At 61.9% G+C, this 26,207-nt stretch carries 24 protein-coding genes and 1 tRNA gene; 11 read left to right on the top strand and 14 right to left on the bottom strand.

The window, feature by feature from the left end:
- Positions 1–19: 19 nt before the first annotated feature.
- Positions 20–376 carry an ArsC family reductase gene (locus C6Y62_RS11790; protein WP_173954081.1) on the bottom strand — a complete coding sequence of 119 codons (357 nt, stop codon included), beginning with the start codon at positions 374–376 and terminating at the stop codon, positions 20–22.
- A gap of 127 nt (positions 377–503) precedes the next feature.
- On the opposite strand from C6Y62_RS11790, the gene C6Y62_RS11785 reads away from it, so the two are divergent.
- Positions 504–746, top strand: a complete 243-nt coding sequence (locus C6Y62_RS11785) for a hypothetical protein (protein WP_173954080.1) — start codon at positions 504–506, stop codon at positions 744–746.
- Positions 743–1,267: a nucleoside deaminase gene (locus tag C6Y62_RS11780; protein WP_246274649.1), complete on the top strand. Its 525-nt coding sequence runs from the start codon at positions 743–745 to the stop codon at positions 1,265–1,267. Before C6Y62_RS11785 ends, C6Y62_RS11780 begins: the two co-directional genes overlap by 4 nt.
- 65 nt (positions 1,268–1,332) lie before the next feature.
- Here the strand turns inward: C6Y62_RS11780 and C6Y62_RS11775 are convergent, their stop codons facing one another.
- Positions 1,333–1,605 carry an MDR/zinc-dependent alcohol dehydrogenase-like family protein gene (locus tag C6Y62_RS11775; RefSeq protein ID WP_173954079.1) on the bottom strand — a complete coding sequence of 91 codons (273 nt, stop codon included), beginning with the start codon at positions 1,603–1,605 and terminating at the stop codon, positions 1,333–1,335.
- An 87-nt stretch (positions 1,606–1,692) separates the two neighbouring features.
- On the opposite strand from C6Y62_RS11775, the gene C6Y62_RS11770 reads away from it, so the two are divergent.
- A complete protein-coding gene (locus tag C6Y62_RS11770) occupies positions 1,693–2,388 on the top strand; it encodes a VIT1/CCC1 transporter family protein (RefSeq protein ID WP_173954078.1) in 696 nt (231 codons plus the stop codon).
- 208 nt (positions 2,389–2,596) lie between these two features.
- Here C6Y62_RS11770 and guaA read toward each other — a convergent pair whose 3' ends face one another.
- The gene (gene guaA / locus C6Y62_RS11765; RefSeq protein WP_338074368.1) at positions 2,597–4,162 is read right to left on the bottom strand and encodes a glutamine-hydrolyzing GMP synthase; all 1,566 of its coding nucleotides are present in this window, start codon (positions 4,160–4,162) and stop codon (positions 2,597–2,599) included.
- Positions 4,163–4,655: 493 nt separating this feature from the next.
- Here guaA and aat point away from each other — a divergent pair, with 493 nt between their 5' ends.
- Complete coding sequence (gene aat, locus C6Y62_RS11760; protein WP_173954076.1) at positions 4,656–5,555, top strand: leucyl/phenylalanyl-tRNA--protein transferase; 900 nt, start codon at positions 4,656–4,658, stop codon at positions 5,553–5,555.
- A 40-nt stretch (positions 5,556–5,595) separates the two neighbouring features.
- On the opposite strand, the gene C6Y62_RS11755 is transcribed toward aat, so the two are convergent.
- From C6Y62_RS11755 to guaB, 6 genes are all read right to left on the bottom strand, one after another.
- Positions 5,596–6,435: a hypothetical protein gene (locus tag C6Y62_RS11755; RefSeq protein ID WP_173954075.1), complete on the bottom strand. Its 840-nt coding sequence runs from the start codon at positions 6,433–6,435 to the stop codon at positions 5,596–5,598.
- 175 nt (positions 6,436–6,610) lie between these two features.
- Positions 6,611–7,060 carry a TspO/MBR family protein gene (locus tag C6Y62_RS11750; protein ID WP_173954074.1) on the bottom strand — a complete coding sequence of 150 codons (450 nt, stop codon included), beginning with the start codon at positions 7,058–7,060 and terminating at the stop codon, positions 6,611–6,613.
- Complete coding sequence (locus C6Y62_RS11745; protein ID WP_068460913.1) at positions 7,060–8,997, bottom strand: methyltransferase domain-containing protein; 1,938 nt, start codon at positions 8,995–8,997, stop codon at positions 7,060–7,062. The genes C6Y62_RS11750 and C6Y62_RS11745 overlap by 1 nt, the downstream gene beginning before the upstream one ends.
- A 180-nt stretch (positions 8,998–9,177) precedes the next feature.
- Complete coding sequence (locus C6Y62_RS11740) at positions 9,178–10,476, bottom strand: RsmB/NOP family class I SAM-dependent RNA methyltransferase (protein ID WP_173954073.1); 1,299 nt, start codon at positions 10,474–10,476, stop codon at positions 9,178–9,180.
- 4 nt (positions 10,477–10,480) lie between these two features.
- Positions 10,481–10,906 carry an MAPEG family protein gene (locus tag C6Y62_RS11735; RefSeq protein WP_068460910.1) on the bottom strand — a complete coding sequence of 142 codons (426 nt, stop codon included), beginning with the start codon at positions 10,904–10,906 and terminating at the stop codon, positions 10,481–10,483.
- A 289-nt stretch (positions 10,907–11,195) separates the two neighbouring features.
- The gene (gene guaB, locus C6Y62_RS11730; protein ID WP_068459176.1) at positions 11,196–12,698 is read right to left on the bottom strand and encodes an IMP dehydrogenase; all 1,503 of its coding nucleotides are present in this window, start codon (positions 12,696–12,698) and stop codon (positions 11,196–11,198) included.
- 481 nt (positions 12,699–13,179) lie between these two features.
- Between guaB and C6Y62_RS11725 the strand changes: the two genes are divergently transcribed.
- Positions 13,180–14,145 (top strand): DUF808 domain-containing protein, encoded by a 966-nt coding sequence (locus C6Y62_RS11725; protein WP_068459177.1) that lies wholly within the window; start codon positions 13,180–13,182, stop codon positions 14,143–14,145.
- A gap of 126 nt (positions 14,146–14,271) precedes the next feature.
- Here the strand turns inward: C6Y62_RS11725 and C6Y62_RS11720 are convergent, their stop codons facing one another.
- The 3 genes from C6Y62_RS11720 to C6Y62_RS11710 all read right to left on the bottom strand — a co-directional run bounded on the left by C6Y62_RS11720 (position 14,272) and on the right by C6Y62_RS11710 (position 17,281).
- Positions 14,272–14,793 carry a hypothetical protein gene (locus C6Y62_RS11720; RefSeq protein WP_173954072.1) on the bottom strand — a complete coding sequence of 174 codons (522 nt, stop codon included), beginning with the start codon at positions 14,791–14,793 and terminating at the stop codon, positions 14,272–14,274.
- A 328-nt stretch (positions 14,794–15,121) separates the two neighbouring features.
- Positions 15,122–15,868, bottom strand: a complete 747-nt coding sequence (locus C6Y62_RS11715) for an RlmE family RNA methyltransferase (RefSeq protein ID WP_173954071.1) — start codon at positions 15,866–15,868, stop codon at positions 15,122–15,124.
- A 30-nt stretch (positions 15,869–15,898) separates the two neighbouring features.
- Complete coding sequence (locus C6Y62_RS11710) at positions 15,899–17,281, bottom strand: Ppx/GppA phosphatase family protein (protein WP_173954070.1); 1,383 nt, start codon at positions 17,279–17,281, stop codon at positions 15,899–15,901.
- A 563-nt stretch (positions 17,282–17,844) separates the two neighbouring features.
- Between C6Y62_RS11710 and C6Y62_RS11705 the strand changes: the two genes are divergently transcribed.
- From C6Y62_RS11705 to C6Y62_RS11685, 5 genes are all read left to right on the top strand, one after another.
- Positions 17,845–17,918: transfer RNA gene (locus C6Y62_RS11705), tRNA-Gln, on the top strand.
- Positions 17,919–18,073: 155 nt separating this feature from the next.
- Positions 18,074–18,712, top strand: coding sequence for a ParA family protein (locus C6Y62_RS11700; protein ID WP_173954069.1), 639 nt, complete (start codon positions 18,074–18,076; stop codon positions 18,710–18,712).
- A gap of 2 nt (positions 18,713–18,714) precedes the next feature.
- Complete coding sequence (locus C6Y62_RS11695; RefSeq protein ID WP_173954068.1) at positions 18,715–19,020, top strand: hypothetical protein; 306 nt, start codon at positions 18,715–18,717, stop codon at positions 19,018–19,020.
- Positions 19,013–20,089 carry a hypothetical protein gene (locus tag C6Y62_RS11690; protein ID WP_173954067.1) on the top strand — a complete coding sequence of 359 codons (1,077 nt, stop codon included), beginning with the start codon at positions 19,013–19,015 and terminating at the stop codon, positions 20,087–20,089. The genes C6Y62_RS11695 and C6Y62_RS11690 overlap by 8 nt, the downstream gene beginning before the upstream one ends.
- 94 nt (positions 20,090–20,183) lie before the next feature.
- Positions 20,184–21,098, top strand: a complete 915-nt coding sequence (locus tag C6Y62_RS11685; RefSeq protein ID WP_173954066.1) for a type IV toxin-antitoxin system AbiEi family antitoxin domain-containing protein — start codon at positions 20,184–20,186, stop codon at positions 21,096–21,098.
- 583 nt (positions 21,099–21,681) lie between these two features.
- Here C6Y62_RS11685 and C6Y62_RS11680 read toward each other — a convergent pair.
- Positions 21,682–23,424: an ATP-binding protein gene (locus C6Y62_RS11680; RefSeq protein ID WP_173954065.1), complete on the bottom strand. Its 1,743-nt coding sequence runs from the start codon at positions 23,422–23,424 to the stop codon at positions 21,682–21,684.
- Positions 23,425–23,436: 12 nt separating this feature from the next.
- Positions 23,437–24,471, bottom strand: a complete 1,035-nt coding sequence (locus tag C6Y62_RS11675) for an SIR2 family protein (protein WP_173954064.1) — start codon at positions 24,469–24,471, stop codon at positions 23,437–23,439.
- An 806-nt stretch (positions 24,472–25,277) separates the two neighbouring features.
- On the opposite strand from C6Y62_RS11675, the gene C6Y62_RS11670 reads away from it, so the two are divergent.
- Positions 25,278–25,976, top strand: a complete 699-nt coding sequence (locus C6Y62_RS11670) for a recombinase family protein (RefSeq protein WP_246274647.1) — start codon at positions 25,278–25,280, stop codon at positions 25,974–25,976.
- Positions 25,977–26,207 lie beyond the last annotated feature (231 nt).

The raw sequence follows: 26,207 nt of genomic DNA, 5'->3' as shown, positions 1-26,207 counted from the left end.
GTGGGTAGCGCGCGGTTGCTCACCCTGGAAGTGCGGCGGCATAGGTTTCAGGCTTGAAGCCAACCAGCAGTTGGTCACCGCCAAGTTCCAGCACCGGGCGTTTGATGAGCGAGGGCTGCGCCACCATCAGCGCGATGGCCTTCGCTTCATTCAGATCCTGCTTGTCGCTGTCCGCAAGTTTGCGAAACGTGGTGCCCGCGCGGTTAAGCAGCGTCTCCCATCCAACCTTCTTGCTCCACGCGGCCAGCCGCTCCGCATCGATGCCAGTCTTTTTGTAATCATGAAATGCGTAGTCGACGCCGTGCGCTTCCAGCCAACTGCGCGCTTTCTTCATCGTGTCACAGTTGGGGATGCCGTAGATGGTGATCGGCTTCATTAGCAAAATCCTTCGCATTGAATCATTCGGCACTCGGGACGGCCGCTTTGGCGCGAAGGATACGAATTCGGAACCTCAATGGAATAACGTTCGTTGCTCCGCTGTGGAGTAAATGCGAGGAACTGCCATGACCGACCGGCTTGCGATTGCCGCCCTGCTGTATCCGATGGTGAGCGGCGTGCTGTTTGGGGCAGGAATTCTGCCGCTGATGATGCTGACGGAGCAGGCGCAGTACCTTGCCGAGTGGTTTCCGATCATCATCGTTGCCAGCCTGCTTCTGGCCGCGCCGATCTGCTGGCTTCTCGCGCCACGGTTGCGTGCACGCTCTCAGCGCCGCAAGGCACAGAAGAGCGCGCTGCAAGGCCAATGACGGCAACCGACGAACACAGCGCCCGCACCATGGACATCGCCGACGCTACAAACCGGTTTTTGCGGCAGGCCGTGGCACTGGCGCGCGCCAATGTCGATGAAGGCGGGCGCCCGTTCGGGGCGGTGGTGGTGCGCGATGGCGAGGTGATCGCGACCGGTGTGAATGAGATCCATCGCAGCGGCGACATCACAGATCACGCCGAGCTGCTGGCGCTGCGCGCAGTGGCGCGTGCGCACGGTTCCGACGCGCTGAAGGGTGCCGCCGTCTATGCCAGCGGCCATCCGTGCCCGATGTGTCTGGCGGCGATGCGGATGGCGGGCGTTGGTTCGGTTGCTTACGCCTATTCAAACGCCGACGCCGAACCATTCGGGCTATCAACGGCCGCGATTTACGACGACCTGCGCCGGCCGTTGGGTGAACAGTCGATGTCGATAAGACACGTGCCCGTTGCAGATGACGCAACAGCGGCGGGCGACGACGAGCTCTATGCGCACTGGGCGCAACGCAACCGGCGGCCATGATCAAGGCCGCCCATTGCTTCAATCAAACGCGAGAGGCAGCGCGCTCCAACTGTCGCTCCGGGCGATCAATAGCTCAGGCAGAGCTTGCCAAAATGCTGGCGCGACTTTTGCCAGACAATCGCATCTGCAATTTCTTCCAAGTGATAGCTGCGATCCACGACCGGCCGCCAGACAAACCCTTCGAGCGCGCGAACCATATCCCTGTTGTTGCTCACGGCTTCAGATGTCGGCACTTCGCCCGAGAAGCCCGCCAAAACGCCGATCAGCGCGATGTGAGCGCCCGGAACACCGGCGCGGATCGACTGGGCCAGAGTGGCGGGCCCACCAACCTCGACCATCGCGTCCGTTGGTGGCTATCGGCCGCTTTGCGGGTGTCGTAAGGTCTCTGCTGCGACGACGTTGAACGGTGTCATCAGGAGACGGCCATGAGCAGTCTGCACACGGAGAGCCATCTCATTTCGCGCATTGGATGGCTTCGCGCTGCCGTGCTCGGCGCCAATGATGGCATCGTCTCGACAGCGAGCCTGATCGTGGGCGTCGCATCCGCTTCGACGGGAAGCTCACAGGCTCTGGTGGCGGGCGTGGCGGGTCTTGTGGCCGGCGCCATGTCAATGGCTGCAGGTGAATACGTTTCCGTCAGTTCCCAGTCTGACACCGAGAACGCCGACCTCGACCGCGAACGTCTGGAGCTGGCGACGCAGCCCGAATCTGAGCGTGAGGAACTGGCGAATATCTATGTGAACCGAGGTGTATCACCTGACCTTGCACGCCAGGTGGCGGACCAGTTGATGGCAAAGGATGCGCTTGCCGCACACGCGCATGACGAACTAGGCATCTCGGAAATGACGACGGCTAGGCCGATCCAGGCTGCACTGACCTCAGCGGCATCGTTCGCCATCGGTGCGGCAATGCCCCTAGCCATGGTCCTGCTGGCGCCAGCTCACCTGCTGGTCTGGACGGTGTCGGCTGCTTCGCTGCTGTTCCTGGCATTGCTGGGCGCGATTGGCGCCAAGGCAGGCGGCGCCAACGTGATGAAGGCGACGTTACGTGTAACGTTCTGGGGCGCTTTCGCGATGGCAGTCACGGCGGGCATCGGCGCTCTGGTTGGCTCCGCCATCTGATAGAGGGCAGTAACAAAGCTGTCCTGTCGTCCACACAGTACATTAAGATAGAAATATGTCTGCCTGCGGACGAAAGGGACAATTGACGCGCACCTCTTGCAAAGACAGCCGCGGCCCACAATCGGTTATGGCCCGTCTTTTCGATCAGCTATTCAGCTATAGAGACAGGCTTCCAGAGAGACAGGCTTCCAGACTATGCAGGCGACTCTCACTCCCACTCGATGGTGCCGGGGGGCTTGGAGGTGATGTCGTAGACGACGCGGTTGATGCCGCGCACCTCGTTGATGATGCGGGTGGCGGTGGCGCCCAGGAAGGCGTGCTCGAACGGATAATAGTCCGCCGTCATACCATCGGTTGAGGTGACTGCCCGCAGCGCGCAGACATATTCATACGTGCGCGCATCGCCCATGACGCCAACGGTGCGCACCGGCAGCAGCACGGCGAACGCCTGCCAGATCTCGTCGTAAAGGCCAGCCTTGCGGATCTCATCAAGATAGATCGCATCGGCCTGACGCAGGATGGCGAGCTTCTCTTCGGTGATCTCGCCGGGGATGCGGATGGCGAGACCGGGACCGGGGAACGGATGGCGGCCGACGAATGTTTCCGGCAGCCCAAGCTCACGGCCCAGCGCGCGCACTTCATCCTTGAACAGCTCGCGCAGCGGCTCGACCAGCTTGAGGTTCATGCGCTCCGGCAGGCCGCCGACGTTGTGATGCGATTTGATGGTAACGGACGGTCCGCCCGTGAACGAAACGCTTTCGATCACGTCCGGATAGAGCGTGCCCTGCGCAAGGAAATCAGCACCGCCGAGTTTGCGCGCTTCTTCCTCGAACACATCGATGAACAGCCCGCCGATGATCTTGCGCTTGGCTTCCGGATCGCTCTTGCCCGCAAGCGCGGCCAGAAAGCGTTCGCGCGCATCAACGTGCACCAGCGGAATGTTGTAATGCTCACGGAACAGACGGACGACTTCTTCGGCCTCGTTCTGGCGCAGCAGGCCGTGGTCGACGAAAATGCAGGTCAGCTGGTTGCCGATCGCCTCGTGAATGAGCACCGACGCAACGGCGCTGTCGACACCGCCGGACAGACCGGAGATGACGCGCGCACCACCGACCTGCGCGCGGATCTTGGCAATTTCCGCGGTGCGGAAGTGCGCCATCGTCCAGTCGTTCTTGATGCCCGCAATGCGGTGCACGAAGTTGGCGAGCAGCTTCGCGCCATCGGGCGTGTGCACCACTTCGGGGTGAAACATGGTTGTGTAAATGCGGCGCTTCTCGTCGGTGGCGACGGCGAACGGCGCGTTCTCGCTGGTGGCCTTGACGGTGATGCCCTCGGGCATGCGTGTGACGCGATCGCCGTGGCTCATCCAGACAGGATAGCGCTTGCCGACTTCCCACACGCCTTCGAACAGCGCCGACGGCTCCTTGATGACGACATCGGCGCGGCCGAACTCGGCCGGGTGACCGCCCTCGACAACACCGCCGAGCTGCACCGCCGTGGTCTGCTGGCCGTAGCAGATGGAAAGGATGGGCAGGCCGCTTTCGAACACGCCCTGCGGCGCGCGGGGCGAGCCTTCAGCGGTGACCGATGCGGGGCCGCCGGACAGGATGATCGCCTTGGGCTGCAGCCGCTCCAACGCTTCTGATGCGCGGTTGAACGGCACGATCTCGGAATAAACGCCCGCCTCGCGGACCCGGCGCGCAATAAGCTGCGTCACCTGACTGCCAAAGTCGACGATCAGGACGGTGTCAGTATCCGCGACAGGGTTGCTCACGTGATCTCCGCGTTTCGAGGGCTTAGAGCGCCCATAATCGCCGATGCGGGAGCGGGCGCGCTCAAAGATGCTGTACATTTTATACGTGTAAAACGTACGCCCATAGACACTCCGCAATCTGGACCGTCAAGGCGGGCGAGCGTCGCGATGCGGGGCTTTGCGCGCCTGCCCACGGGAAAGTTGCATCGCCTGCCTCCGCGCTTCGCCGGCACAATGCTGGAGCTGTCGACCGCTGCCTGCGTCCCTGCCCGCTCCGGTTAACCCTGTTGGCCAGGAAACCGGCGCGGAACTCCGAACATTTCCATTTGTTGGGGTTTTCGTAAGCCCCGCCGGGCAGCTTGCAGGTGTCGGCCGACGTTGTAGTGGCCGGCGCCAGAGCCCGATCGCTTTTCTTTGAATCGCGACGCAGCTCCAGGGTTTTATTGGACCGATGATTCACGCCCCGGACTGATAAGGTCCGAAGCGATCATGGTCCTGCCGGAAGGAAGCTGGAATGGCCAATGTCGCCGCCCCGTTCATGGAAATCGTCGCGCAGGATGGTGATGACATTACCGCCAGCCGCCGGGAGCTGTTTCGGGAAACGATGCGGCAGCGGCTGACGCGATGGGTGCTGGGCGTTGCCTATGCCTGCCAGCCCAAGCGCGCGGGCGATGTGCCGTTGCTGCTGTGGCACGCGACTGCCGACATGGCGCGCGGTGGCACGCGCGAGCCAGGCGAAGCGACGCTGCATGCGCGTCCGGAGGGCTTCGCCGGTGTCGCCCGCGATGTCTCACCGGCGCGCGTGCTGGCAGCGGCACGCAAGGGCTATTTCCCGTGGAGCCATTGCGGTCCGCTGAAGTGGTGGACGCGCGACAGCCGCATGGTGGTCGATCCGGCGCAGTATCGGCTTTCGAAGGATGCGCGCCGCATCATGCGCAAAGGCACCTATCGGGTGACGTTCGATGAGGCTTTCGACGAGGTGATCAAGGCGTGCGCCGCGCCGCGCAAGGGCCGCGCCGCCGGGCTTACATGGATCACGCCGAAGATCATGCAGCTATATGCAGCGCTACACGATCAGGGCATCGCGCATTCGTTCGAGGTGTGGGACGCGGAAGGCGAACTCGTCGGCGGCGGATACGGCATCGCCGTGGGCCGCATCTTCTACACCGAATCCCAGTTCAGCCGCGCCAGCAACACCTCGAAGATCGGATTTGGCTACCTCAATCATCATCTGGCGAAGTGGGGCTTTGTGCTGAACGACGGCAAGGACTTCACGCCGACGCTGAAGGACATGGGCTTCGCGCTCATTCCACGCGCTGAGTTCGAAGCCGTGCTGGCGCAGAATGCGCGCGCGGAAACATCGGCGCCGGTTGGCAAGTGGCACGTTGAGGACGATCCCGGCGCTGCCAAGTAGCGCGACGGAGACCGTGCTGCTGGCGTATGGTGCTGGCGGGCTACGGCGTGACGATGCCGGCTGCGATGAGAATGCGCGCGGTGTGGAAACCGACCCACCACATCAGATGATAGCTCAACCAGTTTGAGATGAACGACGCGAGAAAATACAGCACCACCGCCAGCCACACGGACGTGGACCAGAAGCGGCGATGGATGGCGGCGAAATAGCCCCACAGCAGCAGCGCCAGAGCGGTCGACACCCACACGGTTGGATTGTGCATGGCATCGTCGCCGATGTTTCCGAGTGCGGACATGCCAACGCCGCCGGGCAGCAGCCGGATGACAAACTCATAGATGCCGTAGATCGGCGCCACAAAACCGATCGCGATGGCATAGAGTTTGAAGTAGGCCGGGAACGGTCGCCGCGCGGGGGCGAAGGCGCGGAACAGCGCAAACGCGAGCAGGAACGTGAGCGCCATGCCGACGTAAATGCCGGCCTGCGACAGCGCCTTCATCATCGTCTGCATGCTTTCCGACAGATGCGCGCCCTCGGTGCCGGGCACGACCATGCGGATGACGATGGGAACGAAAAACAGGATGTAGAGCGCAATGCCCGTCAGCGCGAACGAGACATAGCCGCGATAGGTTCTGTCATCGGCGAAGGCGACCGTCTGGCGGATGGGTGAGCGCAGGATCTTCAGATAGACGGCGGGGAAGCTGCGCCGAACAGATGTGGCCGCTGGCCCCAGAAAGCTTAATGCGCTGGTGCGCAGATCGGCACCGCAGGCGGAGCAGAAGTTGCCCGATGTCTCGGCCCCGCACTCACCGCAGGCTAAGGACGGCGCGGCGTTCGCGGCCATCGGCGCGGCTTCAGGCAGCGTGCTTTCAGCGTGGTTCATGCGATCCCCCGCGCAAACAGGATGGCGAATTGCGCGGGCTGGATTGTAGCAGCGCATCGTCAGTGCGCACAGTATTTCACCAACGGGACCGCGCCGTTCCAGTGGACGGCGTTACCCCGTTGCATCGCATGCTTTTGGTGAGAAGTGCCTCAGATGTTCACGTCAGGCGTTCACATCACGTATTCAGGCGCCAGATCTCGAAGTTCAAAGCGGCAGCATAGGAGAGCCACAGCAGATACGGCACGAACAGCAACGCCGCTGAGCGGCGCACCGGCCACGCCAGCACGATGAACGCGAGCACGGCCACCCACAGCGCGCCGATGTCGATCAGGGCTGACGCGATCTGCTTTTCGCCGAACATGAAATATGACCACGCGGTATTGAGCCCCAGCTGCAGCAACCACAGCCACAGCAACGGACCGAACCCCTGCGCGCGCCAGGCTATCCACCCGGCCAGCGCGATCATGGCGTAAAGGACCATCCAGACGGGCATGAACACATCATCGGGAGGTGTCCACACCGGCTTTTCCAGGGCCGCATAAAACGGCCCTGGCAGGTACGTTGATCCAGTGTAGGCCGCGCCCGCGACAAGAAGAACGAACACGAGCAAGCCTAGATATTTCATCACTGTGCTGCCTCAACCTGCATAGTTGCTTTGCCGACAATGGACAGACGCTCGACGGCGGCCGCGAGTATCTGTCCGAGCATGTCTGCATAGCGCATACCGGCGAAGCCTGCCATCAGGTTGACCTTCCCGTCCCAGCACCAGCCCGGATTGGGATTGACCTCAAGCAACTTGATCTCGCCCTTGGCATCGGCGCGGAAATCGAAGCGGGCATAATCGCGGCAACCGAGGCGCTCGAACAGACGCGTCGAGTGTTCGACGAGTTGCTGTTGCTGCACCTCCGACAGCTGCTCGGCCTCGTGATACGAAACCTGCGTCCAGTAGGGGCTGTCCGGCTCCCACTTGGATTCGTAACCGAGGATCTTTGGCAGGTTCGGATCGAGCTTGGTGAAATCGACCTCAAGAATGGGCAGCGCGCGCAAACCCTGATCGGGGTTGCCGATCAGCGTGACGGAGTATTCCGCTCCGGTCAGATACTCCTGCACCAGCACCGGACGACGCGGGAACGCGATGCGCAGCTTCTCCAGATAATCGAGCAGCCCCTTCTCGTTGTGCACCACCGCCTCCTTGGTGATGCCCTGCGAGCTGTCGCCGTAGTTCGGCTTCAGCAGCGCCGGGAAGACCGACGGCAGCGTGGCGCCCTGATCGCCGGGACGCACATGCGTTTCCAGCGGCACCGGCACATCGAGCGTCATCGCAACGGCGCGCACGAGCCCCTTGTCGTAACAGGCGGCAAGCGCAGGCGGCGCTGCGCCCGTATAGGGAATGTCCAGCGCTTCCAGCATCGCCGGAACGTGCAACTCCTTGAACGGGTCGTTGTTGAAGCCTTCGTCGCACAGATTGAACACAAGATCGGTGCGCAGCTCCGACAGGTCGCGGTCGAGCGTGGCGTGATTGTCGAGAAAACGGAAGCGATAGGCCGGCAACTCCGACAGCGCGTCCTTGAGGCGCCGGATGGTCTCGTAGTCCTCGGCCTGGAACTCGCCGCCGCGCTTCACCGCATCCGGCAGGCGCGGATCGCCCATCAGCACCGTGACGTCAATCTGCTGCACCTTGCCCTTGGGCTTGCGCTTGATCACCGGCGCATCGGCCGACAGCAGCAGACGGCGCGCCATCATGCCGAGATCCTGATCGCGATCCGACAGCGCTTCAGTGCTGCCGTGATGGCGGACGTTGCGGAACCCGACCTTTTCCAGCAGGTGCGCAATGCCATCGCGCGTATAAAGCCGCTCGGCATAGAACTGGTCGGCGATGACGCCCAGTTCATCGTGCACGATCACCTCACGCGAGATCAGGCGCTCGCGATCCGCCGACAGCGAGCGCTCTCGGCAGACAAAATGATGCTCGTCGATCCATTCCCACGAACGGCGTTCGAAATGGTCGGCCATGTAGGCGCCGTCGGTAATGTCGAGCACCAGCTGACCGGATGGGCGCAGCAGCTTGCCCACCATGGTCAGAACTTTTTCGTCGTCCTGCTTGTTGGAGAAGTAGCCGAACGAATTGCCCATGATGGCGACGCAATCGAAGCTGGCTTCCGGCAGACGTGGATTGCGGGCGTCACCCTCCTTGAACGCCACCTGCAGGCGCTCGTTCTGCGCGCGCTTTTTTGCCAGCCGCACCAGATAGCGCGAGCGGTCGACGCCGGTGACGTTGCGGAAGCCGCGCCGCGCCAGCTCGATGCAATGGCGGCCCTGCCCGCAGCACAGATCCAGGATCTGGCTGTGCGGCTGCACCGGCGCGGCGGCGAGGATGAAATCCACGTCGCGACGTGTGTTCTCATTGTTTTCGACGACGTCGCCGTCCGTCTTGACGTAGAGAGCATTGAAAAGTTTGCGCCACCATTCGGCGGGCAAATGGGCCTCAAGGTCCGCAACGGGACCGAGGCACGAACGCGGCGCGGGACGCTTCAGGCGCTTCGCCTTGGCAACAGGTGCCATGATGGACGTATGTCCTTTAAGGGCCGCGCTCTGACCCGGGGCTTATGCTGCCCCCTTCAGCCACGAACGGCCGATCTATACCAGGCCCCAATGGCCCAATAGTCGGCGAACTTATTTTCGATTTGTGGCTTTGCAAGAGGCGCGCAGCAATTATTCGCGCCCGTTGCTGCGCCGCGCCGATCACTGTTTGTGTCGGCGCATTAGCGCGATGAAGAAACCGTCGGTGCCGTGGCTTGCGGGCGTGAGCTGCAGCGTGTCGGTGTGCCCGTCGGCGGATGCAGGCGCAGCTCCGCCCACCTGCTTTTCCCAAACCGGTGCAAAGGGCTCCAGCGCGAAATCGGGATGGCGCTCAATGAAGGCCGCAACCTGATCGCGGTTTTCCTCCGGCAGCATCGAGCAGGTGACATAAACCAGCGCGCCGCCCGGCTTGGTCATCTCGGCGCCGAGTTCGAGCACCGCCACCTGATCCTTGATGCGTTCCTCAAGGTTGACGGGCTTCAGACGCCACTTCGCGTCGGGCTTACGCCGCCATGTGCCCGAGCCGGTGCACGGCGCATCGACGAGCACGAGATCGAAGCGTGGCCCCAGCGCCTTGAGCGCATCCTCTTCGCCGCCGTCCATCACCTGCACGTTGCGCACGCCGGCGCGCTTCAGGCGCTCGAAGATCGGGCGGAGCTGCTTTTTGTCGGCGTCATAGGCGTAGATCTGGCCGGTGTTCTGCATACCGGCAGCCAGTGCCAGCGTCTTGCCGCCAGCGCCCGCGCACAGATCCAGCACCTGCATGCGCGGCCCCGCACCGGCCAACAGCGCGGCGATCTGCGAGCCTTCGTCCTGAACTTCAAACCAGCCCTTGCCGTGCGCCGTCTCAGCTTCCAGATGCGGCGCCTTGCCAGCGCCTTCCGGCGCTGGCACACGCACGCAGTTCGCCGCATAGGGCGTTGCCTCGGCGTTGTAGCGCGACAGCGCCTTCAGCACTTTGTCCGGCGTGGCCTTCAGCATGTTGGCGCGCAGGTCGATCGGCGCGCGCGCCGCCTGTGCCGCCGCCTCTTCGGCTGCGCGCTCACCGAAGGCGCGCTCAAGTGACGGCTGCAGCCACTCAGGGAAGTCCCCCGCGACATAGGCCGGAAGATCGGCGGGCAGCTCGGCGGTCAAGCCTTTGACTTCGTCGTCCGACAATGGCGTCAACGCGTGCTCGGAACCGTCGGCGGTGGCGGCAATTTCCTCAGCGCTCAAACCAAGCGCGCGGGACGCGGCACCCAGCGCCAGCGCGCGCGGCTCATCGCTGCCCATGCGGGCGGCGATGGAGTGACGGCGGCGCAGGGCATCGAACACCAGCGTGCCGATTGCGGCGCGATCGCCCGAGCCAGCAAAGCGGTGCGCACGGCCCCAGTTGGCCAAAGCCATCGAAGCAGGGCGATGCCGATTGAGGATGTCGTCGAGAACTTCAGCTGCTGCTGCGATACGTGCGCCAGCGCGCATGGTTTCAGGCTCCTGTCGCCAGAATGCGAACGGCGAAGATCACCCACATCGCAATCAGTGCAATTGCACCGGCCGCCATGGCCACCGATCGCGGCAGCACAGCATTAGAGCCGGTGTGAATATAAGCATGGACCAACCGCGCGCCGACGAACAGCCACGCCAGCATCACAAACACAATGCTGTTGGTCGAAGTGATCAGAATGAACGCTACCAGCGCATAGAACAGCATCGGCAGCTCAAGCTGATTGTGGAAGCAGTTCGCGATCTGCATTGCCCGTGGCGGCCAGTTCGGCTGGCGCAGCGCGATTTCGTGCGGCTTCACGGCGCCGGAATTGAGCGCACGGCGGCGTTGCGCGCCCATCCACAGCATGAGGGCGAACGTCAGCGCGACCTGAACGAACACTGGCAGCAGCAGGCTGGAAACTGGCATCGGACAGGTCTCCGTTCAGATCGCGCGCATAGTCGGCACATCCGCTTTGACACCCACGCCACCACGGGCGCATCGCAGGTGACTGGCGTGGATCCCGGCCTTCGCCGGGATGACGTCGTTAGCTCACACCGGCGACATTCTTTTTGCACCGGCGACTCCCCGCCGAGGAGCCGGCCGCCGGTGATTGTTCTTTCGCACCGGCGACTCCCCTTCAGGGAGCCGGCCGCCGGTAATTGTTCTTCCGCACCGGCGACTCCCCTCCGGGGAGCCGGCCGCCGGTGCATAGCTTTTAGACCGAACCTGGATAGTTCGGGCTCTCGCGCGTGATGCGCACACCGTGGGCGTGGCTCTCACTCATCGAGGCAGGCGAAATGCGGATGAACTGCGCCTTTTCGCGAAGCTCTTCCAGCGTGCGCGCACCGACATAGCCCATACCGGCGCGCAGACCACCGACGAGCTGATGCAGGACGCTGTCGACCGGACCCTTGTAGGGCACCTGACCCTCAATGCCTTCCGGCACCAGCTTCAGCGTGTCCTTTACTTCCTGCTGGAAGTAGCGATCCGCCGAGCCGCGCGCCATGGCACCGATGGAGCCCATGCCGCGATACGCCTTGTAGGTGCGCCCCTGATAGAAATAGGTCTCGCCGGGGGATTCATCCGTGCCAGCCAGCATCGAGCCGATCATCACGCAGGATGCACCGGCAGCGAGCGCCTTCACGGCATCGCCCGAGAACTTGATGCCACCGTCGGCGATGATCGGAACGCCGTGCTTGCTGGCTTCATTGGCGCAGTTCATCACTGCCGTGAGCTGCGGCACGCCAACACCGGCAACGATGCGGGTAGTGCAGATTGAGCCCGGACCGATGCCGACCTTCACCGCGTCGGCGCCGCAATCGATCAGCGCCCGGGTGGCTTCCGCCGTGGCGACGTTGCCCGCCACCACCTGCACCGAGTTGGACAGCTTCTTGATGCGCTCGACGGCGGCCAGCACGCGGCTGGAATGGCCGTGCGCGGTATCGACGACGATGAGGTCGCAACCGGCATCCATCAGGCGTTCGGTGCGCTCGAAACCGTCAGCGCCCACCGTGGTGGCCGCAGCGACGCGCAGCCGACCCTCAGCGTCCTTGGCCGAGTGCGGATGCTTGGCCGCCTTCTCGATGTCCTTGACGGTGATGAGGCCGATGCAGCGGTCCTGATCGTCGACGACAATCAGCTTTTCGATACGGTTTTCGTGCAGCAGGCGCTTGGCGTCTTCCTGCGAAACCGAGCGGCGCACCGTAACCAGGCGCTCCTTCGTCATCAGCTCCGAGACCGGCTGGTCCAGATTGGTGGCGAAGCGTACGTCGCGGTTGGTGAGGATGCCGACCAGACGACCTTTGCTGCCGTCGCGCGCCTGCTCAACCACGGGCACGCCGGAAATGGCGTTGTCCGCCATGATCGCCAGCGCGGAGCGCAGCGTGGCGTCCGGATGGATCGTGATCGGATTGAGGACGATGCCGGATTCATACTTCTTAACCAGCGCGACCTGCCGGGCCTGTTCTTCCGGCGTCAGGTTGCGATGGATGACACCTATGCCGCCTTCCTGCGCCATGGCAATGGCAAGGCGGGCCTCGGTGACCGTATCCATAGCTGAGGACACGACCGGGATATTGAGGCGAATGTCTTTGGTTATCTGGGTGCCGATATCCGCCTGACTGGGCATAATCTCAGAGGCGGCTGGCACAAGAAGGACATCGTCGAACGTGAGAGCGACGGCGGAATCAATGATGAGCGGGCCATTCCGAGCGGCCATCGGCGACTATCTCCTGTGGGCTGGGGGGACAAGGGTTCCGGCCCAGCGGAAGCGATGTCGGCAGGGCTATAGCACCGGAGTCGTGGTTATGGAAGCAAGGCCCGGCGCGGCAGACTAGCGCCAGCGCTTCGCACGGTGGCGAGGCAGCCTGCCACAGGCGCATAAGTGTCGGGCCACGATGGGCCTTCCTTGAAATACGGGCCTCACAAGGAGGCCGGGTCGACCTGAGGAAAAGTCCCGCGCCCTCGCCACAGCACCGCCTCAGCCGGGCATTCGGCTGAGACGCCTGCCTCGCATTTGCGCCGTTGGGGCCTGCAATCCGGCCATCACCAGCCTGTTGCGATCCGCCATCAAGCTTTTCTTGCCATGGCCCGAGGCGCCGTTTTAGCTGACGGATATCAGGCGTTGGTTAGCTGGCCGATTGCTGCCAACGACCGCCGCAGGGGTACGGGGTGGGGCTTATACAGGTGGGTGCTTCAGCATGAGCGGCGGTCTTCTGGCGTTACTCGACGATATCGTGGCGCTCACCAAAGTTGCGGCCGTAACACTGGACGATGCGGCGGGACAGGCGGCCAAGGTCAGCGCCAAGGCCGCCGGCGTCGTTATCGACGATGCCGCCGTCACTCCGCGCTACGTCACCGGATTATCAGCCGAGCGCGAGTTGCCGATCGTCTGGCGCATCGCCAAGGGCTCGATCACCAACAAGCTGCTGTTCCTGCTGCCGGCGGCGCTTCTGCTGAGCTATTTTCTGCCACAGGCGATCACGCCGATCCTGATGCTGGGCGGCATCTATCTGGCCTTCGAGGGCTTCGAGAAGGTGCACCACATGCTGACCGGCCCGCCCAAAGCGGTGCAGGGCCTCAAGTTGGTGGCCAACCTGCAAAAGGGTCAGGCGGCGCTTGAGGAAGAGCGCGTACGCGGCGCTATCCGCACCGACTTCATCCTCTCGGCTGAGATCATGGCCATTGCGCTGGCGGCGATAACTGCGCCGGATCTGCTGACCAAGGCGCTGGTGCTGGCCACTGTCGCCATCCTGATTACCGTGGGCGTCTATGGCGTCGTCGCCGTGATCGTGAAGGCTGATGACATCGGCGCGCGGCTGGTTGAGCGCAACGGGGTTATCTCGGGGCCGATCGGGCGAGCGCTGGTGCGCGGCATGCCGCCGTTTCTGGAGTTGCTGAGCATCGTCGGCATGCTGGCCATGCTGTGGGTGGGCGGCGGCATCATCGTGCACGGGCTGGCCGAATTCGGTTACCCGCAGGTCGAGCACGTCATTCATCACGCCGCCGATGCGGTGAGCGCCGCGCTGCCGTTCGGCAATGGCGTCATTCACTGGCTGGTGACGGCGATTGGCTCTGGAATTGTCGGTCTTGCCGTGGGTGGCGTCGTGATGCTGCTTGTCAGTCTCGGACGGGCAATCACCGGCAAGGGTGCGCCTGCGCACTGAATACTGGCGGCGAATGAGCGGTGAGAGCCGCAGCCCAGCACTGAGCCTGCAGGAATGGCGCTGCGCAGACAGAGACGCCCCCTTCCCCGGCATCTCGCGCGGGGTAGCGAATGGGGCCGCCTGTCGTCAGCGCTGCGGGTAGTCGACCGACGCAGTATCATCCCCGGCCGGACATTTGCGATCATGCGAAACCTTGGCTTCGCTGCATTCGGCGCCGAATTCCGCAGCGCCATCCGTCTTGATCGGATGCAGCGTTGCCTTGCACATCATCGACTGGCCGGATGGCGCACCTGAGCGCAACTGCACGGCACGCCCAACGCCGATCTGGAAGCGGAACACGCATTCCTCACCCATCGGGCGCAACAGCACGGTGATGACGTTGTCGTCAGGCGAAATGCTTTCGATGGCAAAGCTGTCGCCTTCTCCGTCGCCGAACGAAACCGCCTGCTGCGGCCCGACAGCAAAGGTATCGCCTTGGTCGGCTTCGGCAGCGGCATCACCTTCCGCGATGAAGGCATGGATAGCCTCATCGGCTGGCGAAGCTGACGCGATGCCAAAATCTGCTATGGGCGAATACGCTATACATAAAGGTGCGATGGCGAACGCGATCGCAGCCAGACCGAACCGAACGAGACACGGATGATGCATACCGTGGACCTCAATATGAGCGCATGGAGCACTCTATCCGATTGCTGCGGACCTGTCCTGAGCCACACATCGGAAACACGCAAGAATTCTGAGTGCAGCTCTAAGCTCGCGCGCTCAGCTTGCGTGGAGGTTAAGAAATTGGGCCGAACTTTCCTTGCCCTGAACTATTTTGAAGGGGCCAAGGCGGCGTCACTTGCACACGCGCGGGAAAATCAAATTCCTGTTGGAAAACCCGCCGCGAGACATCTGCCCTATCATCCGCATGGTGCTTGAAGCTGCGGTCGGCGTTGCCCCACGCGCACGCCGAGCCGCAACGCATCTGCTGGCATCAATCGTCAGCCGCGTCGAGCGCCGGGCGGAAGCCCGTGGCCAGCACGTACAGCTCAGCTGAATCGGCGCGGCTGGCCGGCGGCTTGACGTGATGCACCTTGGCAAAGCGCTTCTTCAGCAGGTCGAGCAGATCGCGCTCGGTGCCGCCCTGAAACACCTTGGCCAGAAACGCGCCGCCCGGCTTCAGCACATCGCAAGCGAAGTAGGCCGCCGACTCCGCCAGCGCCATGATGCGCAAGTGATCGGTGCGCGTGTGCCCAGTGGTCGGCGCCGCCATGTCGGACAGCACAATGTCGGCACGCCCGCCGCGCAGCATGGATCGAAGCGTGTCCTCGGCCCCCTCATCGGTGAAGTCCAGCTTGATAGCCTCAACACCCGGCAGCGGATCCATGTCGAGGTAGTCGATAGCGACCACCTGCCCCGGACCATCGCCAATCGACTGCACCCGCTCCGCCGCGATCTGGCTCCAGCCGCCGGGCGCTGCGCCAAGATCCACCACGGTCGCGCCGGGCTTTAGCAGCCGATACTTTTCATCGATCTCAATGATCTTGTATGCCGCGCGCGAGCGCATGCCATCACGCTTGGCAGCCGCCACATACGGGTCGTTGAGTTGCCGTTCCAGCCAGCGCTGCGACGAGGAGCTATGCTTGCGCGCCGTCTTCAGCTTCACGTGCATCTGCCGCTGGCCGCCGCCGGGGCCTCTCTGGCCCCCGCTCTTCTGGCCACCGCTACGCTTCGTTGTCATTGCATTTTGCCTTCCGCGCCTCAGCGGCGCTCAGATCGGTCGACGGCGACGGCGCAACGGCGCCAGCACACCATCTTCCACCATCAACGTTGTAAGAATTCCTTCGCGCAGGCCGCGATCGGCGACCCGCAAACGCTCGCACGGCCACATACGCAGGATTGCTTCCAGAATGGCGCAGCCAGCCAGCACCAGATCGGCGCGATCGCGCCCGATGCAGGGCTCGGCCACGCGCTGTTCATAGCTGCGCCCGAGCAGATCGGCCGTGACCTCGCGGACATCGCTGACATCAAGCCAGCACCCGTCCACCCGGTTGCGGTCATAACGGGGCAGGCCGAGCTGGATGCCGGCAACCGTAGTCACCGTGCCGGAAGTGCCGAGCATGTGGACGCGCCGCCCCGCAAGCCGCGCTGCCACGTTATGCTTCTGTTCGAAGTTGACCAGAAACCGCCCCGCCTCCGCCACCATGGCCTCGAAGGCATCTGGCGTCACGTTCCGGCCCCCGAACCGCTCGGCCAGCGTGACGACGCCAACCGGCAGCGACGTCCATGCCACCATGCAGTTCTGTGCATCGAGCCGGCCAGCAAAGCGGCGGTCGCGCTGGCGGCCGCGGCGGGTCAGATCCAGCAGAATGAGTTCGGACGAGCCGCCGCCGATATCGAACACCAGCACATAATCGCAGCTGGCATCGATCAGCGCCGCACAGCCCGAAACCGCAAGGCGCGCTTCCAGCTCGGGCGTCAGAATTTCTATTTCGAGCCCGACCTTGTCGCGCACCCGCTGCAGAAACTCGTCGCCGTTTTTCGCGATCCGGCAGGCTTCCGTTGCCACCAGTCGCGAGCGACGCACATTGGCGCGGCCAAGCTTGGCGGCACATACCTTGAGCGCCTCCAGCGTGCGCGTCATGGCGGGTTCGGAGAGCTGGCCCGTCTGCGCCATGCCTTCACCCAACCGGATGATGCGGGAAAAAGCGTCGATGACGCGGAACCCCCGGCGCGAGGGCCGCGCCAACAGCAGGCGACAGTTGTTGGTGCCCAGATCAAGGGCGCCGTAAACGCCATCGGGCCGGCTGCTCTGGAATTCGCGTGCGGCGCCAGAGTCGCGCTCGGCAGCCCCGGCGCCACCGCTGTTTGCTTCAACGCCGTTGCCGTTGCCATTGCCGGCGCCCGGACGGGCCTGCGCACCACGCTTACCATTGTGTTTGGCCTGCGGGTGGGAGGAAGCTGCGGGATTGGAATAGAGCGCGCCATCACGCACGTATGGGTCAACCGCCCCATTTATGCGACGCGAATGGTCGGGGTCCGACGCGACAGCCGAAAGCGCACGTAGCGGCTTGGCCGCCGAAGCACGCCTGTCTTCGCCGTCTACAGATAAAGGCGCATCATCGGCGCCTCCCTCGTCGGGATAGCCCTGCACGTTTCATAGCTCCAGCGCCTGGCATACGGCCGGAGCATGAACCCCTGCCCGCGTCATCAGGCGTCTTCTGGACGACACTTGCCGCCAGTCTAGCAGCTATCGGTAAACGGTAAAGCGTGCAGGCGGCGGGGGTTCTGCCGTCGGGGTCTGCCCGAAGCAACGCGGCGGCCATTGTGCGCCGATTTCAAAAGCATAGACGAGAGACAGGGCTGGCCGGGACGCCATCGGTGGGGCGAGCCGGCGCGCCATCGATCGGGCCGGGACCGGTTGTCGGCCGGCCGCAGGAGCGGGCAGCCATTTGGAACATTGCAGGTCTTTGCCTTTGGTTGCGGCCGGCACCTGGGCCGCACGAGAGCTGGGTTGTAGGGGACGAGAATGGAGATGGCGTGCCACCCTCCCATTTTGCGCAGGCACACGCGCAAACCTTGGAAAAGGGCACAACGCAAGGCCGCCCGCTGCACAACACGTCGCGCTGTGGAGGAAAATGCCGTTCATCGCTTGCGGGCGTGCGAAGCAACTGTTATATGCGCCGCTCCGACGGCAAATGCCGTTGATCCCGGCTTTGGGGGATCGTCTAATGGTAGGACTGCAGACTCTGACTCTGCCTGTCTAGGTTCGAATCCTAGTCCCCCAGCCAACTTACATATATCCAATAAAATCAAGCGCTTACGCTGTCATAATCTCGGCCGAGGGTACAGGCTGAGGGTACAGCTTTGGGGCACGGTTAATTGCCGATTTAGCCCCAGCGCGCATCGTCGTTCCTAGCTTAGGCCTAACCTAGGGACAGAGACGATGACGAAAACCATTGTGGTCGCCGCCTGCAAAGGCGGTTCCGGCAAGACGACTTTATGCGCCGCCCTGGCGGCACATGCCTCAAGCACGGGGCAACGCGTCAACATCGTGGACGCAGATCCGCAGCAATCGCTCGGGCTTTGGTACGAGCGCCGTGGCTGGCCAGAAAATCCCCGTTGCTATTCCGCCGCCGACGAGCACGATCTGCGCGGCGCCATTACCAAGGCCTGCGCCGGGGCCGATTGGGTGGTGGTGGACCTGCCCGGCTCGCTGATGCGCACGGACATTGCCATCCGGCACGCCGACCTCATCCTCATTCCCGTGCGCGCCTCCATGCTCGATCTCGAAGCGGTGAACCCAATCTGCGAGGTGGCCGATGAAGCCGGCGTGCCGCGCGTGTTCGTGGTCAACGCCGCCGATAAGGATTGGAAGCTGCTCGGCAGCGCGATGGATGCTCTCGCAGAGCTTGGCACGGTTCTCCCCGAAACTATCCGCTATCACGAGGGTCATCCCGCCGCGATGGCGATCGGTCAAACCGCGGCCGAGCTGAAAAGCCCATCCAGCCGTATTGCCAGAGCCGAGATTACCGCGTTGTGGGCTGCCGTGTCGAAGCGCGTCACGCGCAAGGCAAGGGTGTAATCATGGGCGACATCGGACCCGTCGATTTGAAAGCAGCCCTGCGTGCGCAGCTCGGCTCACAACGGCGCAAGATCAGCGGCTCGGCATCGGGGCGCCGCGCGCTCGAACGCGAAGCCAACAATCCGCACGACGCCCGGCTCACCCGCGGCACGCCGCGCAGCACCACCGTGCAGCTCAACGTCGAGATCCCGGAGGAACTGAAACAGCGCCTCGTGAACGAAGTGCGCGCGAGCGGCGATCGCATGGTGCTCATCGTTTCCCGCGCACTGATTGCCGAGCTGGATAGACGGGAGGCGGCCCGTGCATAGCATCACCCGCACCCTCGCCTTCCTCGTCGGCACCGGCATCCTCGCCGCGGTCGCACACGTGACGATCCTGTCAACGGGTGACTATGCCCAGCCTATGGCGGCCATGGTGATCGCACTCGCGTGCGGGGTTGCGATCGGCGCCGTCGCCATCGGCCAGGCGCTCAGCCATGGCCGACGCACGCTGGCCGGGCTGCTCGTGCTCGCGCTGCTGGCCGGTGAAGGCTTTGGCCTGCTCCGCACTGCTGACATGCTGGTGACAGCCAGCGAGGCCCGGCAGGCACCCGTGCGCGATGCCATCGCCCGGCGCACAGCGGCGGAAGCCCGCCTTGCAGCAGCCGAAGCATCCGACGCCGTGAGGCGCGCCGAGTTGGCCAAGGCCGAGATTGATGCCAAGGCGATGGCAACCAGCGCCGAGAAGACTTGTGGCTCCAACTGCCGGCGCGTGCTCGACGCGCAGGTATCGGCCGCAGCTCTAGCTGTGGGAGCGGCTAGAACGGGCGCAGAGGCCGAAATCGCGGCAGCGCGTGCCGAACTAGGCCGGAACCCAATGCCGGCGTCCGCGAACCCGCTGGCAGATCGCCTGGGCCTGCCGGCGTGGGCGCTCGATCTCATTCTCGCTGGCCTAGGTTCAATCGGCTGCAATGGGTTAGCTGCGTGCCTGCTCGCCTTCGCCGCACACGGACCTAGGCTAGGTCCGGCGATCAAGGCCCCTAACCTTGGCCCGGCCACCGCGCCGATGGAACCGCACAACATGGCTGCGCAGCAACCTAGGCTAGGTCGATCGGTGCTGGATCTGCCCGCCGTCGAAGTAATCGAACCCGGCGACATTGACGCCTTCATGCTCGAACGTGTGCAGGTGACACGCGGCGGCCGGATCTCCTGGGCGCGGCTGTTCACGGAATACGTTGCGTGGTGCCGGGCCAGCGATGTGGAGCCGGCGAGCGTTAGCGTCTTCGGCCAGCGGATGGATGCGCTTCGCCACGAACTCGGCCGCGACGTGCGCGAGGACCGTGGCCAAGTGTATTTCATAGGCCTCGGGTTGAAGCGGCTTCAGCTCGCCGCAACGTAGAGACGCGCGATCTCGTGTGCTTTTTCCAACGAACAGGTTGCACACAGATAATTCACATCTTCAGTGAAGCGACGAATCATGCTGCAAATGCAGCATGCTGACATTTGAACAGGTAGTAACGAAATATTCGGCCACAGCTTTGCGACCACCGATCGTTCTCGAAATCGATCGACAGTGGGCAATGTTGCAACGTCCGCCGTGGCTGCCGCGCAGCCTCGTTAACGGAAGGTGCGGTTTCGCAGCCGGCAACATGCAACTGACTTGGTCCGAAGTCATCGCTGATCTCGCTGCCAAGTTTGAGTCGCACTACAATGGTCAAGCGAAGACCTACGATGAGTGGTCTCACCTGTGGCGAATGAAGTGGGTGCCCGAACTTAACGCCCGCAAGTTGTTTCCGGAATTTGCGCCGAAACAACCAATGCACCCATTCTTCCGATTTGGATCTTCAGGATTCGAGCGAGCGCTAGCTGTCGCCTCCCAAGACGAGGAAAGGATGTGGAGACGATTCGGAGTGGCACAGTTCACGCCGGACGATCCACGTCTCGCCTATGTCGAAGGTGATGATCTGGTAAGCACCAAAGAGCGCATTCTGCGTTTCGCAGCCCATCGGTTTCCAGACGGCATCGTGTGCCTGACAACGGCGCTCTTTGTTCATGACCTTACCGAGCGCTGTGGCCCCGATATTTGGATGTGGGGCCATCAACCGCCCGAGGATACAACTGGCCTCCGTCTTTTCACCGCCAGTGCAAAGGTGTTCGCTACCGGACACGCACCTTATTTGCTTCGGGGGAGTGATATCCGCGTGCGCGTCACTAGCCCCGCACGCTCAATAGTTGACTGCTTCAGCTGGCACCAGTTGGCAGGCCTCAAGATTGCCGAAGCCGCGTTGCTAAAAGCGATAAGGCAAAGGCTGGTGACGGCAGACGAGATCTCTCGAATTGCAAACCGCCGTGACGTTGCCGCGCCCTTGGTGGCTTCCGCTCTGAAACGGCTCAAGCAATCACACTGATGCGTCGGCCTCACGCCCGGAAAACCTGAGTCACCCCGACCTCTTTGACCCAGGCAACAGATGGCGGGCGTCTGCCGCAAGGCTCACGATGCCCCAGCGGCATGGCCGCCCAAAATGCCTCTTGCTCGCCGCGCACGCAATCTTCTGGCACATTGGTATTCCACTGATGCGATGAGTTCGTCGCTACCTCGGCATTCCAGCATGCGCGTCGGGCCTACAAGCCACCAGCAACCTGACTCCGCTAGCCCTGCCCATGAAGCAGCGGCCGGCAGAAGTCCTGCTACAGTTTCGATATCGCCCCCCTTTTTTTAAAAAAAAAAAACTCGAAACACGCGGCACCAATTTTGCCTATTACGCGGACAAATTTATGTTGAAGCTTAAGACTCCGACACGCTGCAATATCTGCATCCACAAACCGGGTCCCGCACGGGCATTCCGACGATAATGGTTGGAACAGCCCGCAAAAAAAAAAAAAACACCAAGCCCGACACCCGACAGCGAGAGTCCCATTCACTGAATAGTCCAGCATGCCCGTGGTGGTATCTCCCGATCACGACCTATTGAACGGGTCGATGATGTTCGATCAATGCTGTGTCTGTTTACGCCATCCACTGACCGCAGCTTTAATAGCGTCAATAGGATTATTCTTCGACCACTCGTCCCAGAAATCGACAGTGCCACTGTTGGGATAGGCAGTCGGCTCGGCGATACGTATTCGGCTTGGCAGCAAACTCGCATCACCAACGACCAGTGCTTCACCCGTATCTAGAATCGGGAGCAGATCGCTGAAGCCGCCTAGGTTATCAGGAAGGAGACGCCGGACCACTCCTTGATCTTCTGCATTTGTGAGACGCATCGCTATCAGGTTGTTGCATTGGCTCAAAACTGTTCTGTTGACCTCTGATGGGCGCTGGCTGATGACCACAAGGCCGACCCCATACTTACGCCCTTCCTTGGCAATGCGCTCGAAGATAGAAATCGAAATCTCATTACCAACATCGCCTTGCGATCGTTCAGGAATGTAGAGGTGCGCCTCGTCGCAGAATAGCGCTACAGGATGTCGCTTTCCCAACACGGTCCATTGCTGCAGCGAGAAGGCCAGCCGGGCGACTAGACTGACAATGAGAGGCAGAACGTCGGAGGGCACCTCCGAGAAATCGATGATCTTCACCCCGCCTTTCTTGTCCGGCTGATCTTGAGTGCCACCTACTAGGGTCGAGCACAGGGTTTCGAGCCATTCAAACTTGTTGGTGTCGTCCCCGCCACGGAAGAGGAAACCAAGCCGTCTGTCCGTCCGCTTGTTCTCGAACCGCGCAATCATTCGGCTGAGCTTATCAAAATACGGACCTTGCTTTTCCCCTCTCGATCCCTGCACCATTTCCGTATTGAGCCTGTTCAACTCGGCGACCACACCGTCAATGTCAAAGGGAACAGGGCTGTCGATTGTGAAGTTGTCGAGGACATCTTGGTGGTTGCCCTTAGTCAGGAAGGTTTGCTTGGCGTCTGTCACAGTTCTTGACATCAGCATCGCTTGATTGGGGGCGTTCTGGTCGCTCCGATCAACGAACATGGAAATCATTGCTTCGTAGCCGAGCAGCCAGAACGGAAGGTAGATAACCCCGTCCTTGAGGTTTGTCCCCTTCTCCAAATCGCCGGGACCAGCAATACGGAGGTGCCGAATGCCATCGCCGACAAGTGGGGTATATTCACCATGCAGGTCGAAGACGAGGGCGTTGGCGTTTGCTAGGCTGGCCACCTGCTCTAGAATGCGGGCAGTTGTCCATGATTTCCCCGATCCCGTGCTTCCAACGACGATGGCGTGGCGTTGGAAGAATTTGTTGCCGTTGAGGTACGCCGTCGCGTTCTCATCGAGGGTGTAGGAGCCCAGCGTCAGCTTCTGACCATCACTGGCGACACGAGCGATAACGCCCATAAAGGCGGTCAAGCTCTCGCCTTCGATGGCGAAGCAGTTTGCGTCAATCTCCGGCACTGTTTCCAATGTGCGCCGAAAAAGGTTTTCTTCCGTTCCCTTCCGATCGATATGCGTGCCGATCAGAGCAACACGCACGACGTTCTCCTGGGGTAACACGTCTGCGTCGGCCTCTCCGGTTTCGGCAATCGCCTTCGCCTCTTTCATTGACCGCACGATCTTCTGGATGACGCCGATCAGGTGCTCGCCCGGACGACTGCTTTGAAGAACGACCAGTCGGTTGACCTGCATACGCCGCAGCTTCTCGACATCCGCCACGCGAACGACCACGGTAGCCGTGTCAACGGCGATGACAGTCCCGAGCGCGTCCGTGTCCTGGTAGTTAAAGATTCCCATCGGGCTCCCCATTTATGTCGTGTGGTCTAGAAAATCCGGCAATCGCCAAAGATGGACACCATCTAGCGGTACTCCCGCCGGATGTTTGTGTGACCACATACGGGTCCCGTTGGCAGCTTCCTCCAGAGCTAGGAACTTCTGGCCATTAGCTTCCCCCAGCATCTTTCTGGCCGAGTCGCTTAGTATCTTGGTGAGCACGACGAGGAGAGCATCGCCACGTTTCCATCGCTCCAACAACTTGGGCTGAATGTGCCCGTCATTGAATCCGAAGCCGACACAGAGATAGGCGCCAGCGCGCGACAAGGCCACATCGGCGCCCGCAATGATCGAGCGAAACGGCTCACCATGTGTCCGTTTGTACTTCTCGATGCCGGGTGTCACAATTGCGGGACGACGGCCGGTTGGAATGGATCGTGCTGATGTGAGAGCAATGACTTGGCCATCTTGATCTACGAACCAATCCAGACAGCCATGTACCTTCCAGACATCAACGGTGCGGGCTTGCTGCTTGTCCTGCCACAGTAAAAGACGCGAGCCGGATTGCCTCTGGCGTAAATATCCGTAGCTAAAACCCGTATGGTGACAATATCCCGCAGCGTCGGCGGCGTATTCTGCAAGCCGGTCATAGTTCGGCGTCACCACCGATATCGTCCGATGCGTGCTGTTGAACAGGTGCCGATATAGACGGGCAAGCGGGAGATAGTTCGCGTCAGCAAGAACGGCCTCAAACACGCGCGCGTCCGCGACCTCTATAAGTTTCCATGTCTGTTCGACGATATGGTCCGACAGCCTTTCGCTCAACGTGACTGCTTGCAGTGCACTTTCGAGGTCTTTGACAGCGAGTTCAGCGATGAACTGATCCCAAAGCCTCTCGTCGGAACCGCCAAGTATGCCGTTCTCGATTGAGGTTTTTAGGTGATCTGCCAACGCCCCCATTCCCGGTAGGCCAGTTGGGATGGACGCGCCGCTCCCGAGCACAATGACGGGAGAGGTCTTGAGGCACCTTTGACCTTCCTCTATCGCTATTTCAAGCGGCGTCTTCGGCACTGCGCGTCCTTCACTGATGAATCCAAAAATTCCGTTGGCTCTGGCTTTACTGTGCCACGATGAAGATCGGAGCCATAGACGGTGTGCGAATATTGGATGCTGCAAGAGAAATTCAGGAGTGGCGCAGCAACCATCGAGACCTGCCGAGCCATCAACCCCTTTTTCTCAACTAGCCAACAACAAATTTTCCGCCGACTGCATTGTGGGGATTATTCTCCGCTCCCCGCACTAGAGTTTTTGTTCGCAATTTTCCGGTGCCCAAATTTCCATAGTGTAGAAATTTTTCGATGCGATTTTTTTTCGACGCCGCCGCGCGTGAGATCATTCCCAAACATTTATATAAACAAGTCGGATCTTGGCCCCGCCAGCCTACCCCACCGGTCTTTTTGAGCGGTGTTTTCCTAGCCTAGACGCCTTCGGCCGTCTAGCTCGGAAAAAGCCCTATGCATCGAAATCACGGTGCAAGCGCAGCACGCGAACAATGCACCAGCCGGGCGAGACATAGGCCGTCGAGCGCATCGCGATCGAACAGCGCCGCGCAATGCGCATCGTGTTGAGGCATGGGCCAGCGCGTGCCGTCGAACAGCGCGATGTGAGGAACAGTGATCGACGCGAAGGGCGCAAACAGCGATATGTCCTTGGCTACATAGGCGCCACAAACACCGAATGCTTCACGTCGCCCACCGATGGCAAAAGCGTTCCATCGTGTTGCGATGTGGTGGCATGGACCCAATCGAGATAGGCCAGCGCCTTGCGCTCCATCCCACCTATTCCAAAACCCCCACTGAATAGCCAGCAAGCGGCCCATGTTTCACGGGATCAAAAGCGTACCGACTTCATCCATTCCAAACCTCTACTTTTGGAATAGCATTCGGCAATGCAAATCCATGGAGGGTTCGATGGCAAAGCAATTGCGTGTAGCGCTATACGCTCGCGTCTCGACGGCAGAGCAGACCACGGCCAATCAGCTCGCAGAGCTTCAAGCATGGGCGAAGCGCGCGGGCCATGAAGTGGTGCAGGTGTTCGAGGATGCCGGCATCAGCGGTGCCAAGGGCCGCGACAAGCGGCCAGGCTTCGATGCGATGCTGAAGGCGGCAACGCGGCGCGAGTTTGACATGCTGGCCGTATGGAGCAGTGATCGACTCGGACGGTCGATGCCAGACTTGATTGAGGTGCTTCAGATGATCCGTGGCACCGGGCTCGCGCTCTACATCCACACGCAGGCGCTCGACACATCCACGCCGAGTGGCCGGGCGCTATTCCAGATGCTCGGCGTCTTCGCGGAGCTGGAGCGGGAATTGATCGTGGCCCGCGTCCACGCCGGCATTTCCAGGGCCAGAAGCGCAGGGGTGAAGTTTGGCCGTCCACGCAAAGGCAAAACCACCGAGGCAGAGATCCGCGCTCAGCTCGCCACGGGCACGGGCGTGATCAAGACGGCCCGGATCGTGGGGTGCAGCACGCGGGAAGCGCACCGCATATCCTTGGCCATGCGTGGCCAAGGGTGATCTTCGGCCGGGGTGGCCAGTGGCACGCTGGAACGGTCAGGGTGCTGATTGCTCGCCTCGCGAAATAGGAAATGCGCAACCAAGCATGATGCAGGAATTATTTCCCCCAAATAGCCCGTTTAGCTGGCCCCACACGCAACAAAAAATCACTTAGGCAATTTTCGGCGCAATATTATTGCGCGAATGACGTTCGGGATTGCGTGGTTGTATGTCCTAGAAATCCAAGGGTAC

The sequence above is a fragment of the Hyphomicrobium sulfonivorans genome (genome assembly GCF_013306565.1).
Taxonomy (GTDB): domain Bacteria; phylum Pseudomonadota; class Alphaproteobacteria; order Rhizobiales; family Hyphomicrobiaceae; genus Hyphomicrobium_A; species Hyphomicrobium_A sulfonivorans.
Note: the sequence above shows the minus strand (reverse complement) of the source record. Positions and strands in the feature narration are given on the sequence as shown.

Coding starts and splice junctions, on each gene's coding strand:
- C6Y62_RS11780 (WP_246274649.1), top strand. CDS start 743: ATGACGGCAACCGACGAACACAGCGCCCGCACCATGGACATCGCCGAC.
- C6Y62_RS11750 (WP_173954074.1), bottom strand. CDS start 7,060: ATGAAATATCTAGGCTTGCTCGTGTTCGTTCTTCTTGTCGCGGGCGCG.
- C6Y62_RS11745 (WP_068460913.1), bottom strand. CDS start 8,997: ATGGCACCTGTTGCCAAGGCGAAGCGCCTGAAGCGTCCCGCGCCGCGT.
- aat (WP_173954076.1), top strand. CDS start 4,656: ATGGCCAATGTCGCCGCCCCGTTCATGGAAATCGTCGCGCAGGATGGT.
- C6Y62_RS11790 (WP_173954081.1), bottom strand. CDS start 376: ATGAAGCCGATCACCATCTACGGCATCCCCAACTGTGACACGATGAAG.
- C6Y62_RS11680 (WP_173954065.1), bottom strand. CDS start 23,424: ATGGGAATCTTTAACTACCAGGACACGGACGCGCTCGGGACTGTCATC.
- C6Y62_RS11725 (WP_068459177.1), top strand. CDS start 13,180: ATGAGCGGCGGTCTTCTGGCGTTACTCGACGATATCGTGGCGCTCACC.
- C6Y62_RS11695 (WP_173954068.1), top strand. CDS start 18,715: ATGGGCGACATCGGACCCGTCGATTTGAAAGCAGCCCTGCGTGCGCAG.
- C6Y62_RS11740 (WP_173954073.1), bottom strand. CDS start 10,476: ATGCGCGCTGGCGCACGTATCGCAGCAGCAGCTGAAGTTCTCGACGAC.
- C6Y62_RS11715 (WP_173954071.1), bottom strand. CDS start 15,868: ATGACAACGAAGCGTAGCGGTGGCCAGAAGAGCGGGGGCCAGAGAGGC.
- C6Y62_RS11775 (WP_173954079.1), bottom strand. CDS start 1,605: ATGGTCGAGGTTGGTGGGCCCGCCACTCTGGCCCAGTCGATCCGCGCC.
- C6Y62_RS11700 (WP_173954069.1), top strand. CDS start 18,074: ATGACGAAAACCATTGTGGTCGCCGCCTGCAAAGGCGGTTCCGGCAAG.
- C6Y62_RS11685 (WP_173954066.1), top strand. CDS start 20,184: ATGCTGACATTTGAACAGGTAGTAACGAAATATTCGGCCACAGCTTTG.
- C6Y62_RS11770 (WP_173954078.1), top strand. CDS start 1,693: ATGAGCAGTCTGCACACGGAGAGCCATCTCATTTCGCGCATTGGATGG.
- C6Y62_RS11720 (WP_173954072.1), bottom strand. CDS start 14,793: ATGCATCATCCGTGTCTCGTTCGGTTCGGTCTGGCTGCGATCGCGTTC.
- C6Y62_RS11755 (WP_173954075.1), bottom strand. CDS start 6,435: ATGAACCACGCTGAAAGCACGCTGCCTGAAGCCGCGCCGATGGCCGCG.
- C6Y62_RS11670 (WP_246274647.1), top strand. CDS start 25,278: ATGTTTCACGGGATCAAAAGCGTACCGACTTCATCCATTCCAAACCTC.
- guaB (WP_068459176.1), bottom strand. CDS start 12,698: ATGGCCGCTCGGAATGGCCCGCTCATCATTGATTCCGCCGTCGCTCTC.
- C6Y62_RS11785 (WP_173954080.1), top strand. CDS start 504: ATGACCGACCGGCTTGCGATTGCCGCCCTGCTGTATCCGATGGTGAGC.
- C6Y62_RS11735 (WP_068460910.1), bottom strand. CDS start 10,906: ATGCCAGTTTCCAGCCTGCTGCTGCCAGTGTTCGTTCAGGTCGCGCTG.